At 61.5% G+C, this 26,744-nt stretch carries 24 protein-coding genes; 1 reads left to right on the plus strand and 23 read right to left on the minus strand.

The features are described 5' to 3' along the window. Positions 1 to 8: 8 nt before the first annotated feature. From DES49_RS08050 to leuC, 13 genes are all read right to left on the minus strand, one after another. Entirely contained in the window at positions 9 to 635 is a 627-nt protein-coding gene (locus DES49_RS08050; RefSeq protein WP_133735894.1) for a CvpA family protein, read from the minus strand. A 67-nt stretch (positions 636 to 702) separates the two neighbouring features. Next, positions 703 to 1,272, minus strand: a complete 570-nt coding sequence (locus tag DES49_RS08055; RefSeq protein WP_133735895.1) for an SPOR domain-containing protein — start codon at positions 1,270 to 1,272, stop codon at positions 703 to 705. Positions 1,273 to 1,295: 23 nt separating this feature from the next. After that, entirely contained in the window at positions 1,296 to 2,618 is a 1,323-nt protein-coding gene (gene folC, locus DES49_RS08060) for a bifunctional tetrahydrofolate synthase/dihydrofolate synthase (RefSeq protein WP_243864964.1), read from the minus strand. Beyond that, positions 2,593 to 3,522, minus strand: a complete 930-nt coding sequence (accD, locus tag DES49_RS08065) for an acetyl-CoA carboxylase, carboxyltransferase subunit beta (RefSeq protein ID WP_133735897.1) — start codon at positions 3,520 to 3,522, stop codon at positions 2,593 to 2,595. Before accD ends, folC begins: the two co-directional genes overlap by 26 nt. 14 nt (positions 3,523 to 3,536) lie before the next feature. Further along, entirely contained in the window at positions 3,537 to 4,343 is an 807-nt protein-coding gene (trpA, locus tag DES49_RS08070) for a tryptophan synthase subunit alpha (protein WP_133735898.1), read from the minus strand. A gap of 11 nt (positions 4,344 to 4,354) precedes the next feature. Continuing rightward, positions 4,355 to 5,572 carry a tryptophan synthase subunit beta gene (gene trpB / locus DES49_RS08075; RefSeq protein ID WP_133735899.1) on the minus strand — a complete coding sequence of 406 codons (1,218 nt, stop codon included), beginning with the start codon at positions 5,570 to 5,572 and terminating at the stop codon, positions 4,355 to 4,357. Continuing rightward, entirely contained in the window at positions 5,559 to 6,191 is a 633-nt protein-coding gene (locus DES49_RS08080) for a phosphoribosylanthranilate isomerase (protein WP_133735900.1), read from the minus strand. Before DES49_RS08080 ends, trpB begins: the two co-directional genes overlap by 14 nt. Positions 6,192 to 6,250: 59 nt before the next feature. After that, positions 6,251 to 7,093 carry a tRNA pseudouridine(38-40) synthase TruA gene (truA, locus tag DES49_RS08085; RefSeq protein WP_133735901.1) on the minus strand — a complete coding sequence of 281 codons (843 nt, stop codon included), beginning with the start codon at positions 7,091 to 7,093 and terminating at the stop codon, positions 6,251 to 6,253. 6 nt (positions 7,094 to 7,099) lie between these two features. Beyond that, positions 7,100 to 10,333, minus strand: a complete 3,234-nt coding sequence (locus DES49_RS08090; RefSeq protein ID WP_133735902.1) for a FimV/HubP family polar landmark protein — start codon at positions 10,331 to 10,333, stop codon at positions 7,100 to 7,102. Positions 10,334 to 10,536: 203 nt separating this feature from the next. After that, positions 10,537 to 11,655 (minus strand): aspartate-semialdehyde dehydrogenase, encoded by a 1,119-nt coding sequence (asd, locus tag DES49_RS08095; RefSeq protein ID WP_133735903.1) that lies wholly within the window; start codon positions 11,653 to 11,655, stop codon positions 10,537 to 10,539. A 42-nt stretch (positions 11,656 to 11,697) separates the two neighbouring features. Beyond that, positions 11,698 to 12,783 carry a 3-isopropylmalate dehydrogenase gene (leuB, locus tag DES49_RS08100; RefSeq protein WP_133735904.1) on the minus strand — a complete coding sequence of 362 codons (1,086 nt, stop codon included), beginning with the start codon at positions 12,781 to 12,783 and terminating at the stop codon, positions 11,698 to 11,700. Between the two features lie 33 nt (positions 12,784 to 12,816). Next, the gene (gene leuD, locus DES49_RS08105; protein WP_133735905.1) at positions 12,817 to 13,461 is read right to left on the minus strand and encodes a 3-isopropylmalate dehydratase small subunit; all 645 of its coding nucleotides are present in this window, start codon (positions 13,459 to 13,461) and stop codon (positions 12,817 to 12,819) included. Between the two features lie 4 nt (positions 13,462 to 13,465). After that, positions 13,466 to 14,893, minus strand: coding sequence for a 3-isopropylmalate dehydratase large subunit (leuC, locus tag DES49_RS08110; RefSeq protein ID WP_133735906.1), 1,428 nt, complete (start codon positions 14,891 to 14,893; stop codon positions 13,466 to 13,468). Between the two features lie 282 nt (positions 14,894 to 15,175). On the opposite strand from leuC, the gene DES49_RS08115 reads away from it, so the two are divergent. Next, a complete protein-coding gene (locus tag DES49_RS08115) occupies positions 15,176 to 16,054 on the plus strand; it encodes a LysR family transcriptional regulator (RefSeq protein ID WP_133735907.1) in 879 nt (292 codons plus the stop codon). Here the strand turns inward: DES49_RS08115 and DES49_RS08120 are convergent. Genes DES49_RS08120 through DES49_RS08165 form a run of 10 tightly spaced genes read right to left on the minus strand, consistent with a single transcriptional unit; the run spans position 16,051 to position 26,729 of the window. Beyond that, positions 16,051 to 17,232 carry an MFS transporter gene (locus tag DES49_RS08120; RefSeq protein ID WP_133735908.1) on the minus strand — a complete coding sequence of 394 codons (1,182 nt, stop codon included), beginning with the start codon at positions 17,230 to 17,232 and terminating at the stop codon, positions 16,051 to 16,053. The two genes, DES49_RS08115 and DES49_RS08120, sit on opposite strands and share 4 nt — an antisense overlap. Before the next feature lies 1 nt (position 17,233). Continuing rightward, positions 17,234 to 18,340 carry a chorismate synthase gene (gene aroC / locus DES49_RS08125; protein WP_133735909.1) on the minus strand — a complete coding sequence of 369 codons (1,107 nt, stop codon included), beginning with the start codon at positions 18,338 to 18,340 and terminating at the stop codon, positions 17,234 to 17,236. Positions 18,341 to 18,348: 8 nt separating this feature from the next. Further along, entirely contained in the window at positions 18,349 to 19,269 is a 921-nt protein-coding gene (gene prmB / locus DES49_RS08130; RefSeq protein WP_133735910.1) for a 50S ribosomal protein L3 N(5)-glutamine methyltransferase, read from the minus strand. Positions 19,270 to 19,312: 43 nt separating this feature from the next. After that, positions 19,313 to 20,527 (minus strand): patatin-like phospholipase family protein, encoded by a 1,215-nt coding sequence (locus tag DES49_RS08135; RefSeq protein WP_243864966.1) that lies wholly within the window; start codon positions 20,525 to 20,527, stop codon positions 19,313 to 19,315. After that, a complete protein-coding gene (locus DES49_RS08140; RefSeq protein WP_133735912.1) occupies positions 20,520 to 21,428 on the minus strand; it encodes a DUF4892 domain-containing protein in 909 nt (302 codons plus the stop codon). The genes DES49_RS08135 and DES49_RS08140 overlap by 8 nt, the downstream gene beginning before the upstream one ends. After that, a complete protein-coding gene (locus DES49_RS08145; protein WP_133735913.1) occupies positions 21,425 to 22,324 on the minus strand; it encodes an alpha/beta fold hydrolase in 900 nt (299 codons plus the stop codon). The genes DES49_RS08140 and DES49_RS08145 overlap by 4 nt, the downstream gene beginning before the upstream one ends. 3 nt (positions 22,325 to 22,327) lie before the next feature. Continuing rightward, entirely contained in the window at positions 22,328 to 22,678 is a 351-nt protein-coding gene (locus DES49_RS08150; RefSeq protein WP_133735914.1) for a PilZ domain-containing protein, read from the minus strand. A gap of 46 nt (positions 22,679 to 22,724) precedes the next feature. Then, complete coding sequence (gene holB / locus DES49_RS08155) at positions 22,725 to 23,774, minus strand: DNA polymerase III subunit delta' (RefSeq protein ID WP_133735915.1); 1,050 nt, start codon at positions 23,772 to 23,774, stop codon at positions 22,725 to 22,727. Further along, complete coding sequence (locus tag DES49_RS08160) at positions 23,737 to 25,776, minus strand: transglutaminase TgpA family protein (protein WP_133735916.1); 2,040 nt, start codon at positions 25,774 to 25,776, stop codon at positions 23,737 to 23,739. Before DES49_RS08160 ends, holB begins: the two co-directional genes overlap by 38 nt. Continuing rightward, on the minus strand, positions 25,773 to 26,729 hold the full coding sequence (locus DES49_RS08165) for a DUF58 domain-containing protein (RefSeq protein WP_133735917.1): 957 nt from the start codon (positions 26,727 to 26,729) through the stop codon (positions 25,773 to 25,775). Before DES49_RS08165 ends, DES49_RS08160 begins: the two co-directional genes overlap by 4 nt. Between the last annotated feature and the right edge of the window lie 15 nt (positions 26,730 to 26,744).

The raw sequence follows: 26,744 nt of genomic DNA on the forward strand, positions 1-26,744 counted from the left end.
GGGTACTGTTACTCCGCGGTTGATGAGGATTCGGTTTCGGCGTCAAGCGGCAGCTCGGGGACCGCCCCCTGCATTTGCATCAGGCGCTGGCCTCCCTGCCGTATGGCGCTGTCTTTCGACAGCTTATCCCCGTCATCCGGACTGGGAAGATAGGCGTTAATGTCATCACCAAGCAGGTCCCGGGACCATTCCTCGACTTTCACCAGCTCGCCGACCGTTACTGAACGCTGCCACCATGTATCCTCGGTCACCGGTGTCATCCGTAACAGCGCCAGGGCAACCACGACGACGATCAGCCCCCGGGCCAGCCCGAAAACGGTTCCGAGAACACGATCCGTTGCCGACAGGCCTGTGGCATGGACGAGCTTCGCGAGCGCATTGCTCACGAGTGCGCCAACAACCAGGGTGCTGACAAAAAGAATGGCGAAAGCGGCAACCAGCCGGACGGCCGGCGTCTCAACCGTCCCGGCCAATAACGCCTGCATACTGGGATGAAAGGTCCGGGCAATCACAAAGGCCCCGACCCAGATCACGAGTGACATCGCCTCCCGGACAAAGCCTCTTTTCAGGCTGATCAGGGTCGATATCCCAACAATGGCAATGATGACCCAGTCAATCCAGATCAGCGCGTCCATCAGGCAGCCTTCACTCGCTTATAGAAGCGGCAATTCTAGCAGGAATCGGGACCCGGCCAAACCGGCCCTACTCCCCGCCAGTAATAACCAGGGTGTCAAGCCCAAACGATTGATCCAACTCGGCCTTGGCATCCTCCGCTGCCGAGCGTTCGATGAATGGCCCTGCAAAAACCCGCGTAAGGGTTTCCCCGTCGCGCTCGAACGACTCGATGTAGGCGTCCATCCCCGCTTCCCGGGCGCGATCCCGGAGTTGCTTTGCGTTGTCAGCACTGCCAAAACTTCCGAGCTGAACCAGGTAAGCTCCCTCCAGTACGCTCGTATCAGGCTGCTCGTCCGGTGACGGCTCAGATTCATTGCCGCCAGTGCTGCCGTCATCCGCCATGGGGAGATCGGCGTCCTCGCTGTCATCCCCATCACCGGTTTGATTCGGTGCGGGCACCGAGCCCTGCACGGTCTCGGTCACCTCGGGTTCTGTCGGCTCTTCCACGGTCACATCCGGAACATCGGGTTCCGGTGGTATTTCCAGCGTCTGCCGTTCGCGTTCCTGATGCGGCTCATCAAAGAGCATCGGCACGAAGATCACCGCCAGGCTGACAATAATGAGTGCGCCAACGATTCGCTGTTTGAATCCGTCCAAAACCTGATTGCCTCGGCTGTTCGTCAATGGCGGGAGTGTAACCCGTTCACTGCTGCTGTGCCACTCTGCAGCGATTCAAGGAGGGGGCCGGCTTCCTCGACGGTATGGAAGGAACCGAAGACAAGGATCCTGTCGTCGGGCGCGGCCATTCGCATTACCGCTTCCACGGCGGCGGGGACATCCGGGAAGCACTGCACCGCACTGCCCTCCAGGAGGCCCGTCAGCCGCTGTGAGAGCGTCTCTGAAGACAGACCGCGACTACCGGGCAATCCCGCCAGAAACCACTCATCGACCTGTGACTTAAGGGCGCCGGCGACGCCCGCCACGTCCTTGTCCGAAAGGGCAGCGTAGACCGCCAGTAGCCGCCCTCCACCGGAAAGGGTGCCGAGCCTCTCCGCCAGCCAGCACGCCGCATGAGGGTTGTGCCCCACGTCCAGGATGATCTCCGGTGCCTGCCCAACGCACTCGAAACGCCCCGGCAATTCTCCCGATTCCCGCAACGCCTCCAGCCGCTCCCGGTCAACCGGGAAGCCCAGATCACGAAAGGCCTGGGCCGCAATCTGATGCGCCGTTGTCAGCGGCGTCGCTCCAACGTCAATACGTTCAGGCCCGGAATTCCCATCAAGGACCAGGACTCCCGGGGCCTCATCCGCTGAAGGGCCAAAATCACGGCCACGGACCCGTAAAGCCACCTCCTGCGCCCGCGCCTGGCGCACGACCGAATCCGGTGGATCAGGGTCACCGAAAATCGCGGGCAATCCCGGCCTCAGGATACCGGCTTTCTCGTAGCCGATCCGATCACGGTCCTCGCCAAGCCATTGGGTATGGTCGAGGTCGACGCTGGTGATGATGGCCAACTCGGGATCGACGACATTGACGGCATCAAGCCGCCCGCCAAGCCCAACCTCCAGCAACGGAAACGCCACGCCCGCCTGCTGGAAGATCCAGAAGGCCGCCAGGGTCGTGAACTCGAAATAGGTCAGGGGCGTGTTGCCACGGGCCTCTTCCACGGCCGCCATGGCCCGGCAGATGGCATCATCATCCACTTCATCGCCATTAACCCGTATGCGTTCATTGAATCGATGGATATGCGGCGATGTGTAGGCTCCGGTCAGACAGCCTTCACTCCGAAGCAGTCGCTCCAGGCTGTGCACGGTACTGCCCTTGCCGTTGGTGCCGCCCACGGTAACAACCCGCCCCCGCAACCCCTGAGGAAGAAGGCGCCGGTACACAATAAGGACCCGATCCAGCCCAAGCTCGATCTCCTGAGCGTGAAGATGCTCAAGCCATTCCAGCCAGCGCGCCAATGGCGCGCTGGCATCAGGCGGTGGGTTCTTCGGGGACATCGTCTGGCACATCCTCAATGCCGCTGTCTTCATCCAGGGCCGGTTCGGCGCGGTGCTGAAGCTTGGCCAGAATATGCGCGATGCGCTCGCGCATGTCGTGACGGTCGACAATCATGTCGATCGCCCCGTGCTCAAGCAGGAATTCGCTGCGCTGGAACCCCTCAGGCAGTTTTTCGCGCACGGTCTGCTCGATTACCCGGGGGCCGGCAAAGCCAACGAGCGCGTAGGGTTCGGCAATGTTCAGGTCCCCGAGCATTCCCAGACTGGCTGATACGCCGCCGAAAACCGGGTCCGTAAGCACTGAGATAAAGGGAATGCCGTTCTCGCGCATCCGCTGCAGTGCGGCGGATGTCTTGGCCATCTGCATCAGCGAAACGATTGCTTCCTGCATCCGGGCACCGCCACTGGCGGAGAAACACACCAGCGGCACTCCCTGCTCCAGGCAGAGATTCACCGCGCGAACAAATTTCTCTCCGACCACGGCCCCCATGGAACCACCCAGGAACTTGAACTCAAACGCCACGGCCACCACCGGCACACCCTGGACCGACCCGGCCATGGCAACCAGGGCATCCTTCTCTCCGGTACTTTTCTGGGCCTGGCTCAGGCGTTCCTTATAACGACGGGTATCCTTGAACTTCAGACGATCGACGGGTTCGAGCTCCGCCGCGATTTCGCGGGAATCCTCATCCTTATCCAGGAAGATCTCAAGCCGCCGCCGGGCCGCAATGCGGATGTGGTGATCGCATTTCGGACAGACATTGAGGTTGCGATCCAGCTCCGGGCGATACAGAAAACCGCTGCATTTCGGGCACTTTTTCCACAGCCCCTCGGGAACGGTGGAACGTTGCTGGGCATCCGAGCGGATCATGCCCGGCATAATTCTATCGAGCCAGCTGCTCATGAATGCTGCTCCCTTTAAAGTGTATCCAGACTCTCGCGCAGTGGACGGACGAGGCGGTCAAGAGCCTCGTGCAATGCCGGCCCTGCTTCAGGGTGACGACTGATACAGTCCACAATAACACTGCCAACGATAATTGCATCGGAAACCCGGCCAACCGCCCTCGCCGTCTCGCTGTCACGGATCCCGAAGCCCACCCCCACAGGCAACTCCGTCAGGGCCCTGATATGGTCCACCCGCTGCTCAACCGCTGTTGCATCAATGGTGGCTGAACCGGTGACTCCCTTGAGAGAAACATAGTACACATACCCGGAACAATGCCTGCTCACCAGCCGGATGCGCTCATCCGAGGTGGTTGGCGAGAGCAGGAACACCGCATCCAGGCCATGTTCGTTGAGGATCGGCACAACACGATCGCCCTCCTCGGGAGGGAGATCCACAAGCAGCACGCCATCGACCCCGGCTTCTTCGGCCATGGCGGCAAAGGTTTCATACCCCATGGCTTCGACCGGGTTCAGGTAGCCCATCAGCACCACAGGGGTCTCGGGATCCGTTTCGCGAAAACGGCGGACAATCCCCAGGACATCCCTCAGGGAACAGCCCTTGGCAAGGGCCCTCTCGCAGGCTTTCTGTATGACGGGCCCATCCGCCATGGGATCCGAGAAAGGCACCCCGAGCTCGATCATGTCGGCACCCGCGTTCACCAGGGTGTGCATGATGCGCAGTGTCTCGTCACAGTCAGGATCCCCGGCCGTGATATAGGGGATCAGCGCCTTGCGCCCCGCTTCCTTCAATCGGGGCATCAGGGTTGGGATTCGACTCATTGATTGGGGCCCTATTCGACGTCGATGTTATCCATGCGCGCGACAGTGTTCATGTCCTTATCGCCACGCCCGGACAGGTTGATGATGATGGACTGATCCGGCGTCATCTGCCGCGCCAGCTTGAGCGCGTAAGCGATGCCGTGCGCCGTTTCCAGAGCGGGCATTATACCTTCAACCGCGGTCAGTGTCCGGAATGCGTCCATGGCTTCATCGTCAGTAACCGACACATAATGGGCACGGCCTATATCCTTGAGCCAGGAGTGCTCCGGGCCGACACCAGGGTAATCCAGTCCGGCCGATACCGAGTGCGTTCCGGAAATCTGGCCATTTTCGTCTTCCATCAGGTAGGTCCGATTGCCGTGCAGAACACCAGGCCGGCCAGCGCTCAGGGGCGCGGCATGCTGCCCGGTCTCTATGCCGTAACCGCCGGCTTCAACACCGTACAGTTCCACCGATTCATCGGTCAGGAACGGATAGAAGAGCCCGATGGCATTGGAACCACCACCGACGCAGGCAACCAGCGCATCCGGAAGTCGTCCGGTTTTCTCGAGATGCTGGCGCCGGGCTTCACGACCAATCACCGACTGGAAATCCCGAACCATCATCGGATACGGGTGCGGACCTGCGACGGTGCCGATGATGTAGAAGGTATCGTCAACATTGGTAACCCAGTCCCGCAACGCCTCGTTCATAGCGTCCTTGAGGGTTCTGGTGCCCCCCTCGACCGCTTCCACTTCCGCGCCCAGAAGCTTCATCCGATAGACGTTGATCGATTGGCGCTTCACGTCCTCGGCACCCATGTAAATCTTGCACTTCAGGCCCAGGCGGGCGGCAACCGTCGCCGTCGCCACCCCGTGCTGACCGGCCCCGGTCTCCGCAATCACCCGCGGCTTGCCGAGAAAGTGCGCAACCAGCGCCTGGCCAATGGTGTTATTCACCTTGTGCGCACCGGTATGACAGAGATCCTCGCGCTTGAGCCAGATCGAGGCGCCGCCGGTCTCCTCACTCAGCCGGTCGGCGCGGTACAGCGGGGTTGGACGCCCCACATAGTCTTCAAGATCCCGCTCAAAACGCTCCCTGAACTGCGGGTCATCCCTCAAGCGGCGATACTCGCTCTCCAGGTGATCCAGGGAATCGATCAGCGTTTCCGAGACAAAGCGCCCGCCATAGTCGCCGAAGTGGCCCCGGCTGTCGGGGAAATCCTTCAGCAGTTCCTCAGTCAGTTTCATGATTCTGGATAACCTCTCGGATAAAATTCTGGATAAGTGCCGCGTTCTTGATTCCGGGCGCGTCTTCCACACCCCCACTGACATCCACTGCCCAGGGCCGTACCCGGCGGACAGCATCTCCCACGTTTCCCGCGTTAAGGCCGCCAGCAAGAATCAGCGGTCTGGACGGCCGTTCAGGGAGCCAGCCCCAGTTGAAGGTCCTGCCAGTACCCCCGTACTGGTCGGGATCATAGGCATCGGCAAGAATTCCCGAGGCCCCGTGATACGCCTCCTCAGCCTGAGCGACCACCCCGGCGTCACGCACCCTCACCGCCTTGATCCAGGGATGACCGAAGGAGTTACAGAACCCGGCGCTTTCATCGCCGTGGAACTGCAGGAGATCCAGTGGGAGCGCCTCAAGGTGTTTACGAACCATTTCGGCTTCCGGGTTCACCATCAGCCCGACAACGGTGACAAACGGGGGCAGCACATGACAGATGGCGCTCGCCTGGGGAATGGTCACTGCTCGCGCACTTGCGGGGTAGAAGACCAGCCCGATGGCATCCGCTCCGGCTTGAGCGGCGGCGAGGGCATCCTCCGGTCGCGTAATGCCACAGATTTTGACGCGGGTGCGATCCAACGGGCCTCTCCTGCCGATAAAAACGATAGGATAGCGGTCCTTGCCCGCGAGACCAACCGTCAGGCGTCGGAAACCATCCAAAGAGGGCCCGGCAACGGACGGGGAATGCCGAATTCCGGCGGGTAATGAATATCCACAAGGTAGAGACCTTCCGGCGGTGCGGTAACCCCAGCCCTGCGCCTGTCCCGGCCCTCGAGCACCTCGGCGACCCAGTCCCCGGGAAAATCACCACGGCCGACCGCCATCAGGGTTCCGGCGATATTCCTGACCATGTGATGCAGAAAGGCATTGGCGGTAACATCCAGAACCAGGAAGGGTCCGGAAGCGGTCACCGAAATCCCGGTAATCTCACGGTTCGGAGTGTTGGCCTGACACCCTGCCGCACGAAAGGCGGAAAAGTCATGCTCTCCCACAACATGCTGGGCGGCTGCGTCCATCGCCTCTGGATCAAGGGCGTGGTGTGTCCAGGCGACGCGCTGACGCAGCAGCGCCGGCGGGGTCTCCCGGCTCAGCATCAGGTAGCGGTAACGACGGGCCGAAGCCGTGAACCGGGCACTGAAATCCTCCGGAACCGGACCCGCCCAGTGCACCCGGATATCGGAGGGAAGCGCCGAGTTGATACCCAGGACCCAGGAACGCAGCGGGCGTGTCACCCGCGCCTCAAAACTCACAACCTGGTAACAGGCGTGAACGCCCGCGTCCGTGCGTCCAGCGCAGACCAGGTCCACCTCATGGTTGGCCACACTTGCCACGGCCGCGTCCAGGGTTCCGCCTACGGTACGGATGCTGCTTTTCTGGTCCTGCCAGCCGTGAAACCCCGTGCCATCATATTCGATGACAAGAGCGACCGGCCCCGGACCGACCGTAACCTCCGTTGAGAGCTCGATGCGCTGTTCAAGCACGCTGTATCAGAGTTCAGCCAGAAGGCGCTGGGCTTCCTGCTGCTGCTGCTCGCTGCCCTCTTTCGAGACTTCTTCGAGAATATCCCGGGCGCCTTCCGCGTCACCCATTTCGACATAGGCGCGCGCGAGGTCGAGCTTGGTACCAGCCTCGTCCGTGCCTTCGAGAAAATCGAATTCGTCGTCCTCGCCGCTTTCGCCGGAGGCCGATTCTTCCTGGGCAGGACCCGTTCCCTCAAGCGCGGCCTTCTCCTCATCGGAGAGCGTTTCCTCCGCACTGTTGTCCCCAAGATCAGTATCCAGAAGCCCTTCCTCGCCCTGATTGGATGATTCCGAAGCCTGCTCCGTGGTTTCGCCGGATTCCTCACCACTCAATTCATCCATCAGCCCCAGATCATCCTCGGACACATCAAGCTCCAGGTCGCTGAGCTCTTCTCCGGAGGTCTCGCCCTCTTGAGCTGCTTCCGGTTCTGCCGGCGCCTCAGTCGTGGAGGTATCAGCCCCTTCGCTCCCGGACTCCGCCTCGGTCACCTTGTCCAGCTCCGCATCCAGCTCATCAAGGAACGATTCGTCGAATGACTCAGAACCAGTATCGGCCTCTGCCTCGCTTTCGGCAGCCGACGGCGCCTCCTCCCTCTCGATACTTTCATTGATTTCCGTCAGTGGTTCCGGCTCTTCCTCGGCCAGTGGTTGCCCGGACTCACCTTCCCCATTGCCAACATCGGCTACCGGGATCTCGTCGTCAGAAGCATCCTCGAACTCACCGGTGTCCGGAATGGCCGAATCCTCATCAAGCTCCAGGTCAAGCGCTGACTCGCCAGAGGTTTCCTGCTCAGCCGGCGCTTCAACGGCCGGCTCTTCAAGCTCCAGGTCATCCAGGGAGAACCCGAGATCCTCTACATCCTCATCCGCGGGCTGCGGAGCGGACTCTGTCTCCGAAAACTCGAAATCAATACCCTCAGATTCACTGGAACCCTGCTGCGGCTCCTCGTCATCGAAGCCAAAGTCCTCTTCGAACTCAAGGGCCTCGTCGGTCTCCGCCGAGGTGGACTCACCGGACGACTCATCGTCAGACAGCAGCTCATCCGCCTCATCGAGGGCAGAAAAGTCAAAGGAGTCATCATTCTCGACGTCAGCGCCCGTCGCCTCGGATTCAGCGCCGGGACCCGTCTTCAGTTGCTCGGCAAGATCGTCAATGCTCAGGTCTTCTCCGGCGTCACCCAGTTGCTCGCGCAACGCATCCGCCTTTTCAATCGCCTTGTCGTCACCCAGGGCGCTCAGTTCCCGGTACTGTTTCTCGAAAGTATCGCTGTCACCGGTGTTGGCATACACCTCGAGAAGCTTAAGACGCAGATCCGCGCGGCTTGGCTCCTTGGAAATAGCCTGCTCAAGGTGCTGGGACGCTTGATCCATACGCCCATAGGCCATGTAGACATCCGCGTCCGCGATCACATCATCACTGCTTTCCGGCGCCCTGGAGTCAGTCTCTTCGCCCGCGTTCTCACTGCCGCCCGGTGCTTCCGCTTCAGGCTCGAGGTCAAGAACATCGTGGGCTTCCTCGTCCCCGGAGACATCCCGGACCTGATCGTAGAACGCCTTTTCGCGCGCGGCATTGCGCCTTGCCAGAGCCCAGAGGACAAGGAGCAGGAGAATGCCAAGAACCCCGGCACCGATCTGATACATCGGCTCTTTCACAAGCCGATCAAAAAAACCACCTACCGTGGTGGGCGCTTCCGCCATTCCGGTCTGCTCACGGGACGACTCATCAGGGTCGGCAGCCGCGCCCGTGTCCGCGGCGGACGTTTCCGTCTGATCTTCGGAGCCACCCTCGGCTCCGGACTCCGCCCCATCGCCGCCAGTTCCGGTCGAAGGCTCACCTCGGTCAGTGTCACTGTCACCACCACCGGCATCATCGGTTTCCGGCTCAGGTGCCTCACCGGACTCCGGGTCGGGCCCATTATCGCCTGTTGCGGCCGCAGGATCCGCGCGCTCGCTTTCCTCATCCGTTTCGTCTGTATCCGTTCCGTCTGTAGACGCTGCCTCGTCGTCCCCGGCAGCTTCCTCGTTGGCCTGAAGATCCTCGGGGATTTCAGCATCCTCGTCCGCCTCAGCGAGACGCTGCTGAAGTTCGGCAAGCTGGTCGTCCTTGAGTTCGATCAGCTGGGCCATGGTGTCGATCTGTTCCTCAAGGTCGCCCAAGCGCGACTTAAGCTCATCCCGGTCACGCTTTGCCCGATCCAGTTCCTCGAGTGCCGCTGAGAGAGCTTCATCGCCCTCGCCATCGCCCATCCCGGCGGTGTCGCCTTCACCATTTCCAGACTCATTGTCCGCAACCAGGATACGAAGCTCATCGTCACTGGAGCCCCCTCCACCGGCTGCGCCCGAACCTGCCGCCTGGTTGGTGGAATCCGAAGGTGAATCCTGAACCACAGCATCGGAGGCGGCATCACCCCGGCGGGATCGATACGCCTCGTTCTGCGCCATAACCTCCCGCACGGCTTCCTGGGTGGAGCGCGAGCGGATTTTCTGTTCGGACGGAAACCGCAACACCTGGCCCTTGCGCAGCTGGTTGATATTGTCATTCACAAAGGCGCCCGGGTTGGCGTCCTTCAGTGCCAGCATCACCTGCTGGCGGCTGGCACCTTCTGGTGCATTGACGCGTCCGGCAATACTCCAGAGCGTGTCATTGGCTGATGTGGGCCCATACTCATCGGATTGGCTGGGTTGCGAACCGGTTTGCGCTGCCTCCGTGGCGGAACCTCGCTCAGCAGGTTCGGGGGGGCTGGCGCGGGTCTGTCCCGTCTCACCGCCCCCCTCCGGACCAGCCGCCTCAGGCCCACTGGAGCGCTTCGGCGGGTCGACCAGGAACGAGTACTCCCGCATCAACCGGCCATTGGGCCAGGTCAATTCGACGAGCATCTTCACAAAGGGTTCCCGGACAGGGTTTTCAGTCGTTACTTCAACAATGAGCTTGTTGTCTGCGTCCCGGGTTATCTCAAAATCGAGCTGACTCAGTATCCCCATACGCCGGATCCCGAAACGCTCAAACTCCTCCTGGGAGGCGAGGCCAATCTTGATCTGGTCCATGGAAACGTCGCCGGGCCGGGTCAGCTCAATTTCGGCACGCAGGGGTTCATTCAAACGGGTGAGAATCTGTCCTTCACCCATCCCCATTGCATGGGCCAATCCCGAACTCAGCCCACCTGCCAGCGCCAGTGCAACCGCCAGTTTGCGTACTTTCATGCCGTTTCCTTTCCCGTTTCGTTATGCCGCCGATCCACGGAGTCCGCGGAAATCACGGAAATACACCTGTAATTATGAAGTTAAGCCGAAGTATTGTTGATAAACCGGGATTACGCAATAAATCGCGGGCATCCCGACCCCATTGGGGCCGGAACACCGTTTATACTGCCCCGGAGATGGAGCGGGGAGGGATGACGTGCAGGTCAGCCGTTGCGTTCCCGGAGAATCCCCAGCATACGCCTCAGGGGCTCCGCCGCGCCCCACAGCAGCTGGTCGCCAACGGTGAACGCGGAGAGATACTCGTTGCCCATGGACATCTTGCGCAGCCGCCCCACCGGGACATCCAGGGTGCCGGTAACCTTCGCCGGTGTCAGATCGCGCATGCTGGCCTCCGGCTCATTGGGAACCACGCTCGCCCACTGGTTTCCCTCGCGCAGAATCGCCTCGATATCGGCGATCGGTGCATCCTGGCGCAGCTTGATGGTCAGCGCCTGGCTGTGGCTCCGCATGGCGCCGATCCGAACACAGATGCCGTCGATGGGCACTGGATTATTCTCGCGTCCGAGTATCTTGTTGCTCTCCGATTCTGCTTTCCATTCCTCCTTGCTCTGACCGGATTCCATGGCCTTGTCGATCCAGGGGATCAGGCTGCCGGCGAGCGGAACGCCAAAGTTGTCCACCGGGAACTCACCGCCACGCATTGTCGAGGTAACCTGGCGATCAATATCCAGGATGGCCGAGGCCGGATCCGCCAGGAGATCCGCCGAGGTGCCGTGCAGTGCCCCCATCTGCTCAAGCAGTTCGCGCATGTGCTTGGCACCGGAACCGGAGGCCGCCTGATAGGTCATCGGCGAGATCCACTCGACCATGTCCTGCTCCAGAAGCGCGCCCATACCCATCAGCATCAGGCTGACGGTACAGTTGCCTCCGATGAAGTCTTTCTGGCCGGCGTCGAGCGCACGATCAATCACGCCCCGGTTAACGGGATCCAGGACAATCACCGAGTCGGATGCCATGCGCAGGGCGGAGGCGGCATCAATCCAGTACCCCTTCCAGCCGGATTCGCGCAGTTTCGGGTATACCTCATTGGTGTAATCGCCGCCCTGGCAGGTGACGATGATGTCCATGCCGCTGAGTTCCTCGATGGAGGTGGCGTCCTTGAGCGGCGGCGCTTCCTTACCGAAGTTCGGAGCAGGCTTGCCCGTCTGGGAGGTGGTAAAGAACACGGGCTCGATGCCGGCAAAGTCATTTTCTTCCTGCATGCGCTGCATGAGGACGGACCCCACCATTCCACGCCAGCCGACCAGTCCAACTCTGTTCATGGGTATACCCTTATTTCAATACAGTCGATTTCGTTCACGCGCTCACAGGCGCTTGTCCAGTGCCGCCAGCACCGCTTCACCCATTTCGTTGGTACCCACTTTGCGGGTGCCCTCGAAATGGATGTCCGGCGTGCGCAGCCCCTGGTCCAGCACATCACTGACGGCCTTCTCAATGGCGTCCGCCGCCTGCTCGTAGCCCAGGCTGTAACGCAGCATCATGGCGCCGGACAGGATGGTCGCCAGCGGATTCGCCAGGTCCTGGCCCGCGATGTCCGGGGCCGAGCCATGACAGGGCTCGTACATACCCTGCTTGCTCTCGTTCAAAGCGGCCGATGGCAGCATGCCGATGGACCCTGTCAGCATAGCCGCCTCATCCGACAGGATATCACCGAACATGTTGCCAGTGACAATCACGTCGAACTGCTTGGGGGCGCGCACCAGCTGCATGGCGGCATTATCCACGTACATGTGGCTGAGCTCCACATCGGGGTAGTCCTTCGCCAGCTCCTCCATGACTTCCCGCCACAGGACGGTGACTTCAAGCACATTGGCCTTGTCGATGGAGCAGACTTTTTTATTGCGCTGGCGCGCCGACTCAAAGGCCACGCGACCGATGCGCCGGATTTCGGATTCCGAATACCGGTAGGTATTGAACCCTTCCCGCTCGCCGTCCTCGCGAGTCTGGATACCCCGAGGCTCGCCGAAATAGATGCCGCCAGTCAGCTCACGCACGATGAGAATATCCAGGCCACTGACCACCTCAGGCTTGAGGCTCGAGGCCTCTGCCAACTGTGGGTACAGAAACGCCGGACGCAGGTTGCCGAAAAGGCCGAGCCCGGAGCGCAGGCCGAGCAGCCCCTTCTCCGGACGGACCGCCATGTCAAGCGCATCCCATTTGGGACCTCCCACGGCACCGAGCAGGATACCGTCCGCCTCGCGCGCCTTGGCCATGGTGTCGTCGGGCAATGGAACGCCGGTCGCATCGATAGCGGCGCCGCCGACTTTGGCTTCGTCGAATTCCAGACCAAGGGAGAAGCTTTCGTCGGCGCGACGAAGAACCCGCTCCGTCTGGGCGATGATGTCGGGACCAATGCCATCTCCGGGCAAAAACAGTACTTTATTCGTCATTTTTCATCCATTGAGTCAATTGGGTAGTCGGGGTCATCCTGCGGGGAAGAGCCAGGGCGCCTCCTGGCGGCGCCGTGTCTCATAGGCACGAATCGAATCAGCGTCCTCGAGCGTCACGCCAATATCGTCCAACCCGTTGAGCAGGCAGTGTTTCCGGAACTCGTCCACCTCGAATGAGTAGGTCTTGCCATCTGGTGTGGAAACCGTCTGGCTCTCCAGATCCACCGTTACGGAATACCCCTCAACCGCCTCCACGGACTTGAAGAGTTCATCAACCTCTTTCTCATCAATAACAAGGGGTAACAAGCCATTCTTGAAGCAGTTGTTGTAGAAAATATCCGCAAAGCTTGGCGCGATGATGGCCCGGAACCCAAAGTCCTCCAGCGCCCAGGGCGCATGCTCACGGCTGGAGCCACACCCGAAATTCGCCCGCGCGAGCAGCACACTGGCGCCCTGGTAGCGCGACTGGTTCAGCACGAAATCCGGATTCAGGGGCCGCTGACTGTTGTCCTTTCCGGGTTCCCCACTGTCCAGGTAGCGAAGCTCATCAAAGAGGTTCGGCCCAAAGCCGGTCCGCTTGATGGACTTAAGGAACTGTTTCGGGATGATCATGTCGGTGTCGACATTGGATCGATCCAGGGGGGCAACGAGCCCCGTGTGCTTGGTGAATGCCTTCATGCCATTACCCCGCCTTAGAGTAGAAATCGCTGATGTCCACAAAGTGGCCGTTGATCGCGGCTGCCGCGGCCATAGCCGGGTTCACCAGATGCGTGCGGCCACCGAAGCCCTGCCGGCCCTCGAAGTTGCGGTTGGAGGTGGATGCGCAGTGTTCACCCTCACCCAGCTGGTCCGGGTTCATCCCCAGGCACATGGAACAACCCGGCTCACGCCACTCAAAGCCGGCCTCGAGGAAAACCTTATCCAGACCCTCCTGCTCCGCCTGGGCTTTCACCATCCCGGAACCAGGCACGACCATGGCCTGCTTGAGGCTAGGGGCTACTTTATGGCCCTTCACAATCGCCGCCGCCTGGCGCAGGTCCTCGATGCGCGCGTTGGTGCAGGAACCGATAAAAACTCGATCCAGCCGGATATCGGTCATAGGCGTATCAGCCTTGAGACCCATGTACTTCAGGGCCCGCTCCATCCCTTCGCGCTTGATCGGGTCCGACTCGTTGGCGGGGTTCGGCACCCGGCCACCGATGTTGGTCACCATCTCCGGCGACGTCCCCCAGCTCACCTGGGGCTCAATATCCGCCGCGTCCAGGTGCACCACCTTGTCGAACTCCGCGTCCGGATCGCTCTTGAGATCCCGCCAGGCTTCCACGGCCCGGTCCCACATCTCACCCTTGGGCGCCATGGGCCGGCCCCGGACATAGTCGATGGTCTTGTCATCCACCGCCACCATGCCGGCACGCGCACCCGCCTCGATGGACATGTTGCAGATGGTCATGCGCGCTTCCATCGAGAGGCTGCGGATGGCGGAACCGGCGTACTCAATGGCGTAGCCCGTGCCACCGGCGGTCCCGATGGTGCCGATAATCGCCAGCATCACGTCCTTGCCCGTGATCCCCGGCTTCAGTTCCCCATCCACCTGGATGAGCATGTTCTTGGACTTCTTCTGAACGAGACACTGCGTCGCCAGCACATGCTCCACCTCGGAGGTGCCGATGCCGTGAGCCAGGGCCCCGAACGCGCCGTGAGTGGAAGTGTGGGAGTCGCCACAGACAACCGTCATCCCGGGCAATGTCGCGCCCTGCTCCGGCCCGATCACGTGCACGATGCCCTGGCGCTTGTCATTCATGCCGTACTCGACGATACCGAACTCGTTGCAGTTCTGGTCGAGAGTCTGCACCTGGGTCCGGGAAATCGGATCCGCGATGCCCTCGACGCCGCTCTCGCGTCCGGTGGTGGGCACGTTGTGATCCACGGTCGCGAGGTTCGCATCAATCCGCCAAGGCTTCCGCCCGGCGATCCTCAGCCCTTCAAAGGCCTGGGGCGAGGTCACTTCGTGCAGCATGTGCCGGTCAATATAGATGAGGGATGACCCATCCGGTCGATCCGTCACCACGTGCGAATCCCAGAGTTTGTCGTACAGTGTCTTGCCACTCATGAAACGCTCTCCTGTGCGGCTTTTCAGCCAAGTTGACGGCTATTGGGGTAATCATACAAACTTGCTATGGATTACAGCAATTCATGTTTTTTATGTTTCGGATTCTATATTGGAATTTGAACTAACAACTGAAACAGAGGGATAGGCGATCTCCGGGGGTGGTGGGAAGGTCTCCCAGGAACCGCCACAAGTACGTCCGTGTAGGCGGTTCCCGGAAAGGGCACCCCCTAGCCTCTCGTCAATAAAGCACAACCCCAAACAAGCTAGGGACAAAACCAAACAATGGACACCCAAGCACTAACGGCATTCGTAGCAGTAGTCGATGCAGGCTCATTCTCGATAGCCGCCGAAAACCTGCATTTAACCCAATCGGCAGTGAGTAAACGAGTAGCCACCCTCGAGGACCAGGCAGGACGGGAACTGATTGAACGCCATGGCCGCCGAATCAGCCTGACGGACGCCGGCCGCGCCCTGCTGCCCCATGCCAGACAGGTCCTTGATGACCTCCATAACGCCAGGCAGTCCCTCACCAACCTCGATACCGAACTCCAGGGCCCCCTGCGGCTGATCACCAGCCACCACATCGGCCTTCACCACCTGCCCCGCTGGCTCCGGGCCCTCACCCAGCGTCATCCGGATCTGAGATTCCAGCTCCAGTTCATGGAATCGGAACAGGCCCTGGAGCAGCTTGATCAGCGGGATGCGCCGTTGGCCTGGGTGACGTTGAATGATCGGGTCATGGAGAAGTTCCAGGTGTGGTTTGCCTGGGAGGATCCGATGAGTTTTGTGTGTGGGACGGACCATCCACTCGCGGCCAGGGAGTCGATCACCCTCAGGGATCTGGCCGAATACCAGGCCATATTGCCGGCCGCCAGCACCGAGACGTACCGGGTAATCTCGCATCTTTTTCTGGAGCAGGGGCTGCGGCTGGAGGCGCAGATGCCAACCAACTACCTGGAGACCATCAAGATGATGACGTCTGTTGGGCTGGGTTGGTCGGTGCTGCCCGATACCATGTTGGATGACTCTCTGAGGGTGCTGTCCGTGGATCAGCCGGTCACACGTATGCTCGGGGCCGTCGGGTTGCGAGGTCGGGAGCCGGGGCGTGCTGCCCGGGAGTTGGTGGACGTGGTGCGGGAACAGGAAGCGCCGGCCGGTTAGCCTGCTCTGCTGCCGGCATAGGCATGCTCAGGGTTGGGGCGCATCCAGATCCACGCAGCAAGCACCCCGATCAACATGGCGCCCGCCCCCATCTGGAACGCAAGAACAGTGCTCTCCCACTCCACCATCAGCCCGGCCAGGGCCGCGCCCGTGGCACCCCCGGCGCCGTAGGTTAAACCGCTGTAAAGCGCCTGGCCCTGCCCCTGGTGGCCTTCCCCGAAATGGGCGTGGATGTAGTGAATGGAAGCGGCGTGCAGCGCGGCGTAGGAGGCCGCATGGAGGAGTTGGGCGCCCAGGAGTATCCAGAGAATCGCGGAGAACTCAGCGATTACCAGCCAGCGGAACGCGGTCAGGATTGCGGCGCAGAGCATGATGGTGCGCATGGGGAACCGGGCGAGCACCTTGTGCATAACCAGGAAGAGCCCGACCTCTGCCAGCACCCCGAGCGCCCAGAGGGTACCGATACTGAACTTGCCGTAGCCGATCTGCTCCAGGTGGATACTGAAAAAGGTGTAGTAAGGACCGTGGCTGGCCTGGAGCATGAAGTTGAGGATGAAGAAGGACCAGACCTCGGGCTTTTTCAGTATGGCGGTGACCGGGCCATGGTGGGGCTGACGGCGCGTTCGGGGTTCATCCCGGACGCCGAAGGACGCGAGAAAGAGCGCCATAAACAGCGGCAGCACCAACCAGGGCAGAATGGAAACCGGCAACCATTCGAGCAAGGCCCCGAAACCCGCCACGGAACCAATGAAGCCGATGGAGCCCCAGAGCCGGACCCGCCCATAGCGGCGGGCATCGGAGCCGAGATTGTGCAGGGTAATCACTTCAAAGAGGGGCAGTACCGCGTTCCAGAAGAAGCTGAAGCTGAGCATCACCAGCAGCAGTCCCCAGAAGCCGGGGCGCAGCAGAACGAACGCGAAGCACAGCAGAGCAAGCATTGAGCCCATGCGGATCAGGCGCAGACGCTGGCCGCTGCGATCCCCCAGCCAGCCCCAGAGGTTGGGGGCGATGATCTTGGTGCCCTGGATCGTGGCCATGAGCAGCGCGATCTCCAGGTACGCGAAGCCCTGATCCTGCAGGTAGAGGGCCCAATACGGCATGAGGACGCCGAGGGCGGCGAAGAACCAGAGGTAGAGGTTGGAGAGGCGCCAGTAGACCGAAAGCCCGGATGGCGCCATATCAGCGTTCCTGGCGGCGCGACTGCTCGATATCCGGGGTGTCGACCTTCACATCCGCATTCTGGGCCCGATGACGGAGGTAGTGGTCCATGACCACGATGGCCATCATGGCCTCGGCAATGGGGGTGGCGCGGATGCCGACGCAGGGGTCGTGGCGGCCCGTGGTGATCACCTCCACCGGGTCACCATTGACGTCAATGCCCCGGCCCGGAATACGCAGGCTCGAGGTGGGCTTGAGGGCGATCTGGGCCACCAGCGGCTGCCCCGAGGAAATCCCGCCCAGCACACCACCCGCGTTATTCGACAGGAACCCCTCCGGGGTCATCTCATCCCGGTGCTCAGTGCCTTTCTGGGCCACGCTGGCAAAGCCCGCACCCATCTCTACGCCCTTGACCGCATTAATGCTCATCAGCGCACTGGCCAGGTCGGCATCCAGGCGGTCGAATACCGGCTCGCCCAGCCCCGGGCCCACACCATCGGCAACCACCATGATCCGCGCGCCAACCGAGTCCCCTTCCTTGCGCAGGGCATCCATGTAGTCCTCCAGCTCCCCGACGCGTCCCGGCTCGGCACAGAAGAAAGCATTCTCGTGGACGGCGGACCAGTCCTCCACCTTGAGTTCAATGGGGCCAAGCTGGGTCATACAACCCCGGATCTCGATCCCCTTCTCCCGCAGGAAAACCCGGGCAATGGCGCCAGCCGCCACGCGCATGGCGGTCTCACGGGCCGAGGAACGGCCACCGCCGCGATAATCACGGATGCCGTACTTGTGCCAATAGGTGTAGTCCGCATGGGCGGGACGGAACTGGTCCTTGATCTTTGAATAGTCCTTCGAGCGCTGGTCGGTATTCTCGATCAGCAGTCCTATGGGAGCTCCCGTCGTCCGGCCTTCAAAGACCCCGGAAAGGATCCGCACCTCGTCCGCCTCACGGCGCTGCGTGGTATGGCGGGACGTGCCGGGCTTACGCCAGTCCAGTTCCGCCTGGATGATTTCCTCGGACACGGGCAGCCCCGGCGGGCAGCCGTCAACGATACAGCCAAGGGCCGGTCCATGGCTTTCCCCGAAGGTACTGACCGTAAAGAGTTTTCCGATTGAGTTACCTGACATTGTCGGTTCTACCCGGTTTCCGTTTCATCAAGACCCTGGAGCGCTTCGGCATCCAGAACAAACACCCCGTGACCACCGTTCTCAAACGCCAGCCAGGTAAAAGGCAGGCCGGGAAACGCGGCTTCCAGGGCCGGCTGACTGTTACCCACCTCACCGACAAGCACCCCGTCCGAAGCAAGATACCGGTAAGCCTGACGGACAATACGCTCCATGAGCGCCAGCCCATCCGGTCCGGCCGCAAGGCCAAGCGCCGGTTCGTGCTGGTACTCGGGCGGCAGGTCCGCCATATCCTCGGCGTCCACATAGGGCGGATTGGCCAGGATCAGATCATAAGGGCCTTCCAGCGCCTCGAAAAGATCCGATTCAATCGCGGTAACCCTGTCGGAAAGGCCATAACGCTGAATGTTGCGCTCGGCAATCTCTCGGGCACCCGGGGAAATATCGGCAAGATCGACCTGGGCCTCGGGAAACTGACAGGCAGCGGCGATCCCAATGCAGCCGCTACCCGAGCACAGGTCAAGGATACGCCCAACGGGCTTCCCGTTCAGCCAGGGACCGCCCTCCTCCAGCAGGAACTCACCAATGGGCGAGCGCGGAATAAGCACCCGTTCATCAACCTCGAAGGGCAACCCCATGAACCAGGCTTCGCCGGTCAGGTAGGCCACCGGAGTCCGCTCACTGACGCGTTTCTCGATGCGGCCGAAGAGCGTCTCGCGCTCCGCGTTCGTGAGCCTGGCATCGAGATACTGGGTATTATCCATCATGGGCAGATGCAGGGTCTGCATCACCAACTGCACCGCCTCATCCCAGAGGTTATCGGTGCCGTGCCCGCAATATACCTCGCCCACTGAAAACCGGGAGACGGCAAACCGCAACCAGTCACGGACCGTGTGGAGATGTTGGAGGGCATCGGCCTGCGTATCGGGCATTCCCGGATTCCTGTCTATCCAATTGAGGGCGGAATTATATCAGTTATTGGCTGCCGGGGCCCGGGACCGGACGCATCGGATTTCCCGTCTGCCGGTACTCGGCAAGGGCGTCCTCGGCCAGCATGCGACCGAGCTGGATCAGTTCCGGAGCCTTATGGTAGTCAAAGGACCGGCACACGTGCTTGGGGAAGTTGATCAGCAGATCCGGCGGATAGCCGGCCAGCTTATAGCGCGTCAGTGAGTGCTGCATGGTTTCGAGGGAGAGGTTCATGACATCGAACTTACCGAGGCCCAGTTCCTGGAGACTGACGGGCTCCGCCCCCTCGTCCCCACCATCATCGGTGGGCTCACGGTTTCTGCTACGCAGGGCGAAACGCGCCTGAGCCTTTTGCAGCGCCTCTTCTTCACTGCTTGCCTTATTGCGTTTCCAGCCGCCGCCGGGGTCCTGGTTGTCCCAGTCAAACCACCGTGCCGCTCTCTGCTTGAGCTTGTCGATCCATTCATCCGGCGAGGCATCCGCCTCATCGGACGGGTCCACCGCCCCCTCTTTATCCGGATCCGTCTCCTGGGAGTCAGACTTTGGATTGGAAGGATCAGGCCAGTCAGAGCCCTCAACCTTTTCGTAGTTGCTCCATTGGTCCAGCGGGGGCAGGTCCCGGTACTTGCGATCCAGACCACTGAGGTTAACGGCAACAATCATATCCGCGTGAGAGGCCACCGTGGGAATGATCGGCACTGGATTAAGCAGGCCACCGTCAACCAGGACACGGCCATTCATCATCACCGGCGTCAGAACGCTGGGTATGGCAGCCGATGCCCTGACCGCCTCGTAAAGCGGCCCCTCCTGGAACCAGATCTCCTTGTGGGCAAGCAGGTCCGTGGCCACGGCAGTGAAGTCAATGGACAGATCCTCGATCCGGGTGTCGCCAAGCATTTCGTGGACCACCCCAAAGACCTTTTCGCCCCGGATGGCCCCGGGAGATCCCAGGGAAAAGTCCAAAAGGCGAAGCAGCTGGAACTGATCCAGCCCGGTAACCCAGTCCTTGTAATCCGTGAGCGTCCCCGCGCCATACATGCCACCGATCAGCGCGCCCATGCTGGCTCCGGAAATCGCGATAATGTCATACCCCTGCTCGCGCAGTACCTCGATCACGCCAATATGGGCATAGCCGCGGGCACCGCCACTGCCGAGCACCAGCGCAACCGTGATGCCCTCTCCCGGCAGGGTCCTGTCATTGCGGCTAACCTTGCTACTCATCATTCCCTTCCCGAATCAGCATCACTTCGATACGACGCCCACTGCGCTCCGCCTCAACCGTACGCACCAGCGGCCCCAGAACCCGGGTCCTGATCCGGTCGGCGTTGAGCCCGCGTTCTTCCAGCAGTGCCTGTAATCGCTGGGTAGCGGCCTTCGTCTGTTCCATAACCTGATCCAGGCTCCCATCCTCCAGGGGTGAAAAGCCAATCAGATGCAGCGAACCATCCTCGTATTCCTCGGCAAGCGCCAGTATTCGATCGAAAACCGCCGCGCTGGCCTCCATGGTAGGCGAATCCGGGTTGTCCCAGGGAACGATCACGGGCCCAAAGATACGTCGTTCCTTCAGCGCCACACCCGGGAGACTTTCACCCTCGGCCAGCCGGAATGCCTGCTCATGAACATAGACCTCCCGGTTGCCGCGCTCAATGGCATAGAGGGTGTTGAGCTGGATGCGGTTCTTGGCATCCGGCCAGGCCGTCACCCAGTACCTCTGGGCATCATCGCGCCCGTAAAGCCTGGACTCATCAAATACCCGGTTCGCCCAGACATTGCTGTTCCCACAGGCGCGCCCCTGGCATTCGAAGAGCACCGTCGCTTCTTTTTCCCGGATCCGGGACCGGTAGTAGTCAGCAACCTCCTCCACACGGTTACTCCGCCCGACACGCAGTGTCCGAATAAACCCGGACCAGCGCTTGCGGATCGAGTCATTGACACGCAATTCGTTATTCACCTCACTGACCGCCCCGAGGAAGACCCGCATCTCCTTGTCCTCGATAGAGGAGCGCCGCTCCACGCTTCCCCCGGGAAAAGGCGCAAAACCCGGCTCTCCTTCGGCCGTCGCGGCAATGGCCGGACTGACCAGCCCCGCCATCAAAAGAACAACTCCCAACCCGTTTCTCATTCCGCGTCCATCCTTTGTTCAAGCCATTCCCGGCAACCGGCGCTGATTTCCTCGACCCGCCCGTCGAGATGACAGTGATGGCCCCCTGGCGTATCCAGAATCCGGTAATCGGGCAGGTAAACGTATCGCTGTTCCATCATTTCCCGCTTATAGGTGAGCAGACCATGAGAGGCCCTGACAACAAGAACCGGCACCGCGACCGCGCTCAGGCAGGCAACGACTTCCGCTTCATCAAGGCGGTGCATGGACGGGTAACGCAGGCGCGGATCCGTAACCCAGGACCAACCCTGCTCCGACTGTATCAGGTTACGGGGTACAATAACCTCCGCGGCATCGCGGGTCAGCGGGATGCGACCGCCCATGCGCGCCGTTACCGCGTCTTCCGGGTCGGCATAGACGGGAAGGGAGCCACGGCTGCCGCCACGCATCCGGTCAATCGACTTCCTGAGATCCGCCGGGAAATGCTCGGCATCACCGACGAGGGGCCCTAAGCTGTCGATCATGATCAGCCCGCGGACCCGGTCCGGGGCAGCCACCGAGAGAAGCAGAGCAATAATACCGCCCAGGGAGTGACCCAGCAGGATTGCGCCTTCGGGCGCATGGCATTCCAGGAACTGGGCCAGGTCCCGCACGTAATCAAGCATTTCATAACTTTCGCCCGGAGGGCGATGGAAGGAATGGCCGTGCCCCGGCAGATCCAGGGCAATCACCCGATGATACCGGGCCAGACGGGGTCCCAGTCGGCTGAAACTGGCCGCATTATCCAGCCAGCCATGGAGAGCGATGATTGGGGGATCCTCATGCCGACCCCAGCACAATCCCTCCAGCACACCGGCGGGCGTTTCAAACTGGCAGTAATCGGGCTTTGGCTGGGGCGCTGATTCGGGGTCTGTCATCACCTACATGGTGTGCGTGGGTCGATCGGAATTCAATGACCCTGCAAGATAGGCTTCGATTTTCGTTCGCGCCGTTTCGTCGTCACCGTTGAACTGGATACCCACCCCGGCAGCACGGTTGCCCTGTGCCCCCTTTGGGGTCACCCAGACCACCTTTCCGGCAACGGGAATCTTATCCGCCTCATCCATAAGATTCAGCAGCAGAAAGACTTCATCCCCCATCCGATAGTTCTTCTGGGTCGGTATGAAGAGGCCGCCATTCTTCACGAACGGCATGTAAGCCGCGTAAAGAACCGCCTTGTCCTTGATGGTCAGCGTCATTATGCCGCTGCGTGCACCGATACCAGGGCCCATAGCGCTCCAGTCCCGTTATTGAATTTACTGCCTCCAGTCTAGCGCCTCAGCCCTGTTTTGCCACCCCGGGCCTTCTCATCAGCGCACGCCACTGATCCAGGAGCCCAATCAGTTCGAGTTCCGGGTTGACGTTATACTCCATGCCACGGCGCGCTTCCCTGACGCCCTCGTACACCTGGTGAAGATGTGCCGGATGCTGGCGGCCGGCCAGAAACCGCAACATGGCCGCCGCCTCCCCGTCACGAATCGCCTCCGGCGATGCGGCGGCCCTGGCCAGATCATGGGCCCAGTCCTGAAGCAGATCCAGGGCCTCGGAAAACGGCATCTTCAGAAACGGTTGCACCGCCTCGGAAGGCGAGTTCGCTGACTTGAGATACTGCTGCAGCGCGCGCAGACACTCGCGCCGCTGCCCGATACGCTCCGCCTCGAGAAGGCGTTTTGCCTCCAACGGCGCCCCGCCCGCCCACTGCAGGGCCGTCAGACGATCCGCGGCACTGCTGCCCGGGCACTGATCGCCCAGCCAGGCAACGCCCGTCTCGGTATCCGGAGCCTCCACCCGCAACGCCTGGCAGCGGGAGCGGATTGTGGGGAGTAGCGGCTGCCCTGCCCGGTGCAGAAGGATCAGGAAGGTATCGGCGGGCGGCTCTTCCAGGGTCTTGAGTAGTGCGTTGGCCGCATTCAGATTGAGTTGGTCCGCCCGGCTGATCAGCGCCACCTTGCGGCGTGCCACCTGGGGGCTCTCCATACTGAACGTGGCCAGGGCCCGAACCTGATGGATCCGCACAAAACGGGACTGATCGGTAGGGTGAAGAAGGCGGGCGTCAGGATGCCCCTCCCCGATGAAAAGCCGACACTGCTTGCACTGGCCGCAGGCTACAGCGCCCGAACCACGCTCCACCGGCGCATCACAGACCAGCAATGCGGCCAGCGCAGTAGCTAACTCGGTCTTGCCGACACCGGCTGGGCCGGTAAGAAGGCTGGCGTGCGGGAACAGCCCTTCTCCGATGCGCCGGGCCATGCTGGCGTACAGGTCACCGTGCCAGGGTAATGGCTCGGGCTCATCCGCCTGAAGAGGCAGCAGTTCGGGATCGGCCATGGATTGTCTGTCTCCTGATGCGGGCCAGTAACTGGCGTGCTTGCTTCAGTTCAGGTCCGGGATCGGTGTCCGGTTGATAGAAAACGCGATTCATGACGCTGCCAAAGGCCCGGATCCGTTCCGCCTGTTCCGGAAAGGCAGCCACCGCTGCCTCCACCTGGGCGGAAACGGGGGTGTGGCGGGCCCCGCAAACACCTCGCTTCTCCAGCCAACGGCACCATCGATCATAGAGCCGGTACCAGGGATCACGAAAACGCCGGCGATGCTGCTGCACCACGGAAAAGAGAACCGCCGCCCCGATGATGAGCGCCACGGCACCCGCCGTGATCAGGCCAAGCTCCCGGAAGCCAATACTGCCCGGCATTTTCTCAAAGAGTGACAGCTGAGTCTGCCCCTCATACCCGACAACCCAGCGCTGCCAGTAATAGTTCACCGCGTCGAGACGCAGGCTGACCCAGTTCACCCAGCCAATATCCCGGTAACGCTGCGGGGAAAACAGATCATCCTGCAGGAAGCTGCCCTCGCCCGACATAGCCGCTTCCAGGCCGGATTCGATGCGTTCCGGCGCAATCATGGCCGTGGGGTCCAGACGCACCCAGCCCCTGTCCGGGAACCACGCCTCAACCCAGGCGTGGGCATCATACTGGCGCACGATCAGATAGTCATTATTGAGCCCGGGTTCGCCCCCCAGATAACCGGTCATGATCCGTGCCGGTATCTCCGCAGTCCGCAGCATGAAGGCCAGCGCGCTCGCATAGTGCTCACAGAACCCGGAGCGGGTTTCAAACAGCAGCTCGTCAACAGGGTTGTCCTCCAGCTCAGGCGGTTGCAGCGTATAATGAAAGGGTTTCTCGCGGAAATGGTTCATGAACCGCCGGACCAGCGCCTCTTTATTCCCGGCCTCTCGGCGCTCGCGCGCCACCCACTCCCGTGTTTCTTCGTTGCCATCCTCCGGAAGCTGCGTGTAAAAACGCCGCCCCGAGCGCGACAGCTGCCTCGGCTCGGTCTCGGAATCCCGTTTCATCCGGTAGCGGGTCTGGGTATCGACGCTGCGCTCAAAGCGCGGCAGGCCCCGGAAATCCATGCCCACGTTGGACGATGCCGGAACACTGTCCTTCAGGCCGAATCCCCAGCGCCGGCCATGGGGCTCGAGCAGGACCTCGTATTCGCCCGGTTCCAGGGAATCCGAAGGCGCGGACTCGGAAACACGGGTCAGCCCCTCCCTTTCATCAAACTCGTGCCGGCTCCAGGTGCGTCCATCAAAGCGGTCCAGGATCAGGGCGCGCCAGTAGCGCTGGGACCGCGGAGGTGGCTCACCGCCAAAGGTTGCCCGGAAGGCGCGCTCGTCATTCTGCACCAGACTGGTGATACCGCCTGGCGTCATCTCGTCACTCAGCCCCGTTGTTGCCTGGTCCGACACCAGGGGAACACTCCAGAGGGGGCCCACGCGGGGAAAGAGCAGAAAGAGAAACGCAACCACCGGCAGCATCTTCAGGAAAAGCCACCCGGAGCGTCGCAGCGCCTGGCCCGAGAGCCCACTCACACTGGCACCCAGCGCCACCTGGAGGCCGGTAAATAGCAGGAAAAGGCTGGCAAGAAGAACCACCGCCCAGAGGATGGACTGGTGGAACAGCAACGTGACCACGACCAGGTAACACAGGATGAAGAACAGGATGAACAGGTCACGCCGGCGCCTCAGTTCGAGCCATTTCAGGGCAACCGTCAGCACCAGGAAGGACGCGGCCGTATCCACGGTGAACTGGCCCCGATAGAAGACCCAGAACAGCGCCGCCGCCCCCAGAGCCAGTACTGCCAGCCAGCGCCCGCGAATCCCCCTGCGGCCCTGCCTGCGTATGATCCAACCCAGAACACCGAGCACGGCGGCAAATCCCGACAGCCACAGCGGCAAGCGCCCCACCTGGGCCAGCAGTATCAGCACGTAGGCCGCAAACCAGAAATCGACGCCTCTCAGCGAGCCCGAATGGAGTCTCGACACGCTCATGACAGCCCTCCATCCTCTCCGAAGGTTCCGAGCGCCTCAAGGCAGCTCCGGTAATGGCCCTCAGTCAGCTCAGGAGGAAAAACGTGCCCGGGCAGCTTCAGCCCAAAGGGGCGCTCATTGCTGTAGGCATCCTCAACCTGCCAGGCGAGATAGCTCAGGCGCAGTTCCCGGTCCACCCCCGGATACTGGTCCCAGTCGATCCAGCTGGGATCAGCGGGTGGCGAGTCCCAGTCGGCCACCGTCATGTGCCCCGTCCGGGCGAAGCGCTTCCAGCTCACACGGCGCAGCGCATCCCCGACGCGGTAGGGCCGCAGGCGGATATCGGCCTGGCCGCTGTCATGGACCGGGACGTCCGGCGACTCAGTGCTGTTTTCATCGACGGCCTGCCCGGCTTGGGGCGGCATCACCGGCCTTGGTGTCGCAACGCCCCTGCTTTGGGGTCGTATCCAGGTCCAGGCGCGGATCAAACCAAAGGGAAAGTCCGTCTGGATCCGAACAGGTGGAACCTGGACATAGCCCCGCCGCACTGAAGGCACTGGCACAGCGACCTGCTGGCTGGCTTCCTCGTCCACGGAAACAGGGAGCGCGCTCTGATCCGGCGCGGAGAAAAGCAGTGATGGTCGTGCCACCCCATCGGTTGCGGACAACCTCAGATGCAGCGGAATAACTTCTCCGGCCACCCCCTGCCCGACGGAGATGACCGCGATGTGCAGGTCATCCAGGTTGCGGTAAGTCTGGAAGATGGTGCCGTAGAAAGCCGTTCCCAGAAAAAAGGTGAAGAGGTAGATCAGGCTGTTCTGGTAGTTGATGCCAGTGAGCAGACAGAGGATGAGCAACCCCGCAAACATGACCCCTTCGCGGGTCGGGAGGACAAAGATATTGCGCCGCCCCAGGCGGTACTCATCGGAGCGGGGAATACGCCGGTTAATCCAGCGCCACCACAATTTTCGCATTCAGTCACCAAGTCT

Source organism: Halospina denitrificans (assembly GCF_004364635.1).
Classification (GTDB): Bacteria; Pseudomonadota; Gammaproteobacteria; order Pseudomonadales; family Oleiphilaceae; genus Halospina; species Halospina denitrificans.

Bases quoted from the DNA above. Each gene is read 5' to 3' on its own strand.
- holB (WP_133735915.1), bottom strand. From the start codon at position 23,774: ATGGCCGATCCCGAACTGCTGCCTCTTCAGGCGGATGAGCCCGAGCCA.
- DES49_RS08115 (WP_133735907.1), top strand. From the start codon at position 15,176: ATGGACACCCAAGCACTAACGGCATTCGTAGCAGTAGTCGATGCAGGC.
- accD (WP_133735897.1), bottom strand. From the start codon at position 3,522: ATGAGCAGCTGGCTCGATAGAATTATGCCGGGCATGATCCGCTCGGAT.
- DES49_RS08160 (WP_133735916.1), bottom strand. From the start codon at position 25,776: ATGAGCGTGTCGAGACTCCATTCGGGCTCGCTGAGAGGCGTCGATTTC.
- DES49_RS08150 (WP_133735914.1), bottom strand. From the start codon at position 22,678: ATGGGCCCTGGTATCGGTGCACGCAGCGGCATAATGACGCTGACCATC.
- DES49_RS08145 (WP_133735913.1), bottom strand. From the start codon at position 22,324: ATGACAGACCCCGAATCAGCGCCCCAGCCAAAGCCCGATTACTGCCAG.
- DES49_RS08090 (WP_133735902.1), bottom strand. From the start codon at position 10,333: ATGAAAGTACGCAAACTGGCGGTTGCACTGGCGCTGGCAGGTGGGCTG.
- leuB (WP_133735904.1), bottom strand. From the start codon at position 12,783: ATGACGAATAAAGTACTGTTTTTGCCCGGAGATGGCATTGGTCCCGAC.
- trpB (WP_133735899.1), bottom strand. From the start codon at position 5,572: ATGAAACTGACTGAGGAACTGCTGAAGGATTTCCCCGACAGCCGGGGC.
- leuD (WP_133735905.1), bottom strand. From the start codon at position 13,461: ATGAAGGCATTCACCAAGCACACGGGGCTCGTTGCCCCCCTGGATCGA.
- DES49_RS08050 (WP_133735894.1), bottom strand. From the start codon at position 635: ATGGACGCGCTGATCTGGATTGACTGGGTCATCATTGCCATTGTTGGG.
- DES49_RS08165 (WP_133735917.1), bottom strand. From the start codon at position 26,729: ATGCGAAAATTGTGGTGGCGCTGGATTAACCGGCGTATTCCCCGCTCC.
- folC (WP_243864964.1), bottom strand. From the start codon at position 2,618: ATGTCCCCGAAGAACCCACCGCCTGATGCCAGCGCGCCATTGGCGCGC.
- prmB (WP_133735910.1), bottom strand. From the start codon at position 19,269: ATGCCCGATACGCAGGCCGATGCCCTCCAACATCTCCACACGGTCCGT.
- DES49_RS08140 (WP_133735912.1), bottom strand. From the start codon at position 21,428: ATGAGAAACGGGTTGGGAGTTGTTCTTTTGATGGCGGGGCTGGTCAGT.
- leuC (WP_133735906.1), bottom strand. From the start codon at position 14,893: ATGAGTGGCAAGACACTGTACGACAAACTCTGGGATTCGCACGTGGTG.
- aroC (WP_133735909.1), bottom strand. From the start codon at position 18,340: ATGTCAGGTAACTCAATCGGAAAACTCTTTACGGTCAGTACCTTCGGG.
- DES49_RS08120 (WP_133735908.1), bottom strand. From the start codon at position 17,232: ATGGCGCCATCCGGGCTTTCGGTCTACTGGCGCCTCTCCAACCTCTAC.
- trpA (WP_133735898.1), bottom strand. From the start codon at position 4,343: ATGAGTCGAATCCCAACCCTGATGCCCCGATTGAAGGAAGCGGGGCGC.
- DES49_RS08135 (WP_243864966.1), bottom strand. From the start codon at position 20,527: ATGAGTAGCAAGGTTAGCCGCAATGACAGGACCCTGCCGGGAGAGGGC.
- asd (WP_133735903.1), bottom strand. From the start codon at position 11,655: ATGAACAGAGTTGGACTGGTCGGCTGGCGTGGAATGGTGGGGTCCGTC.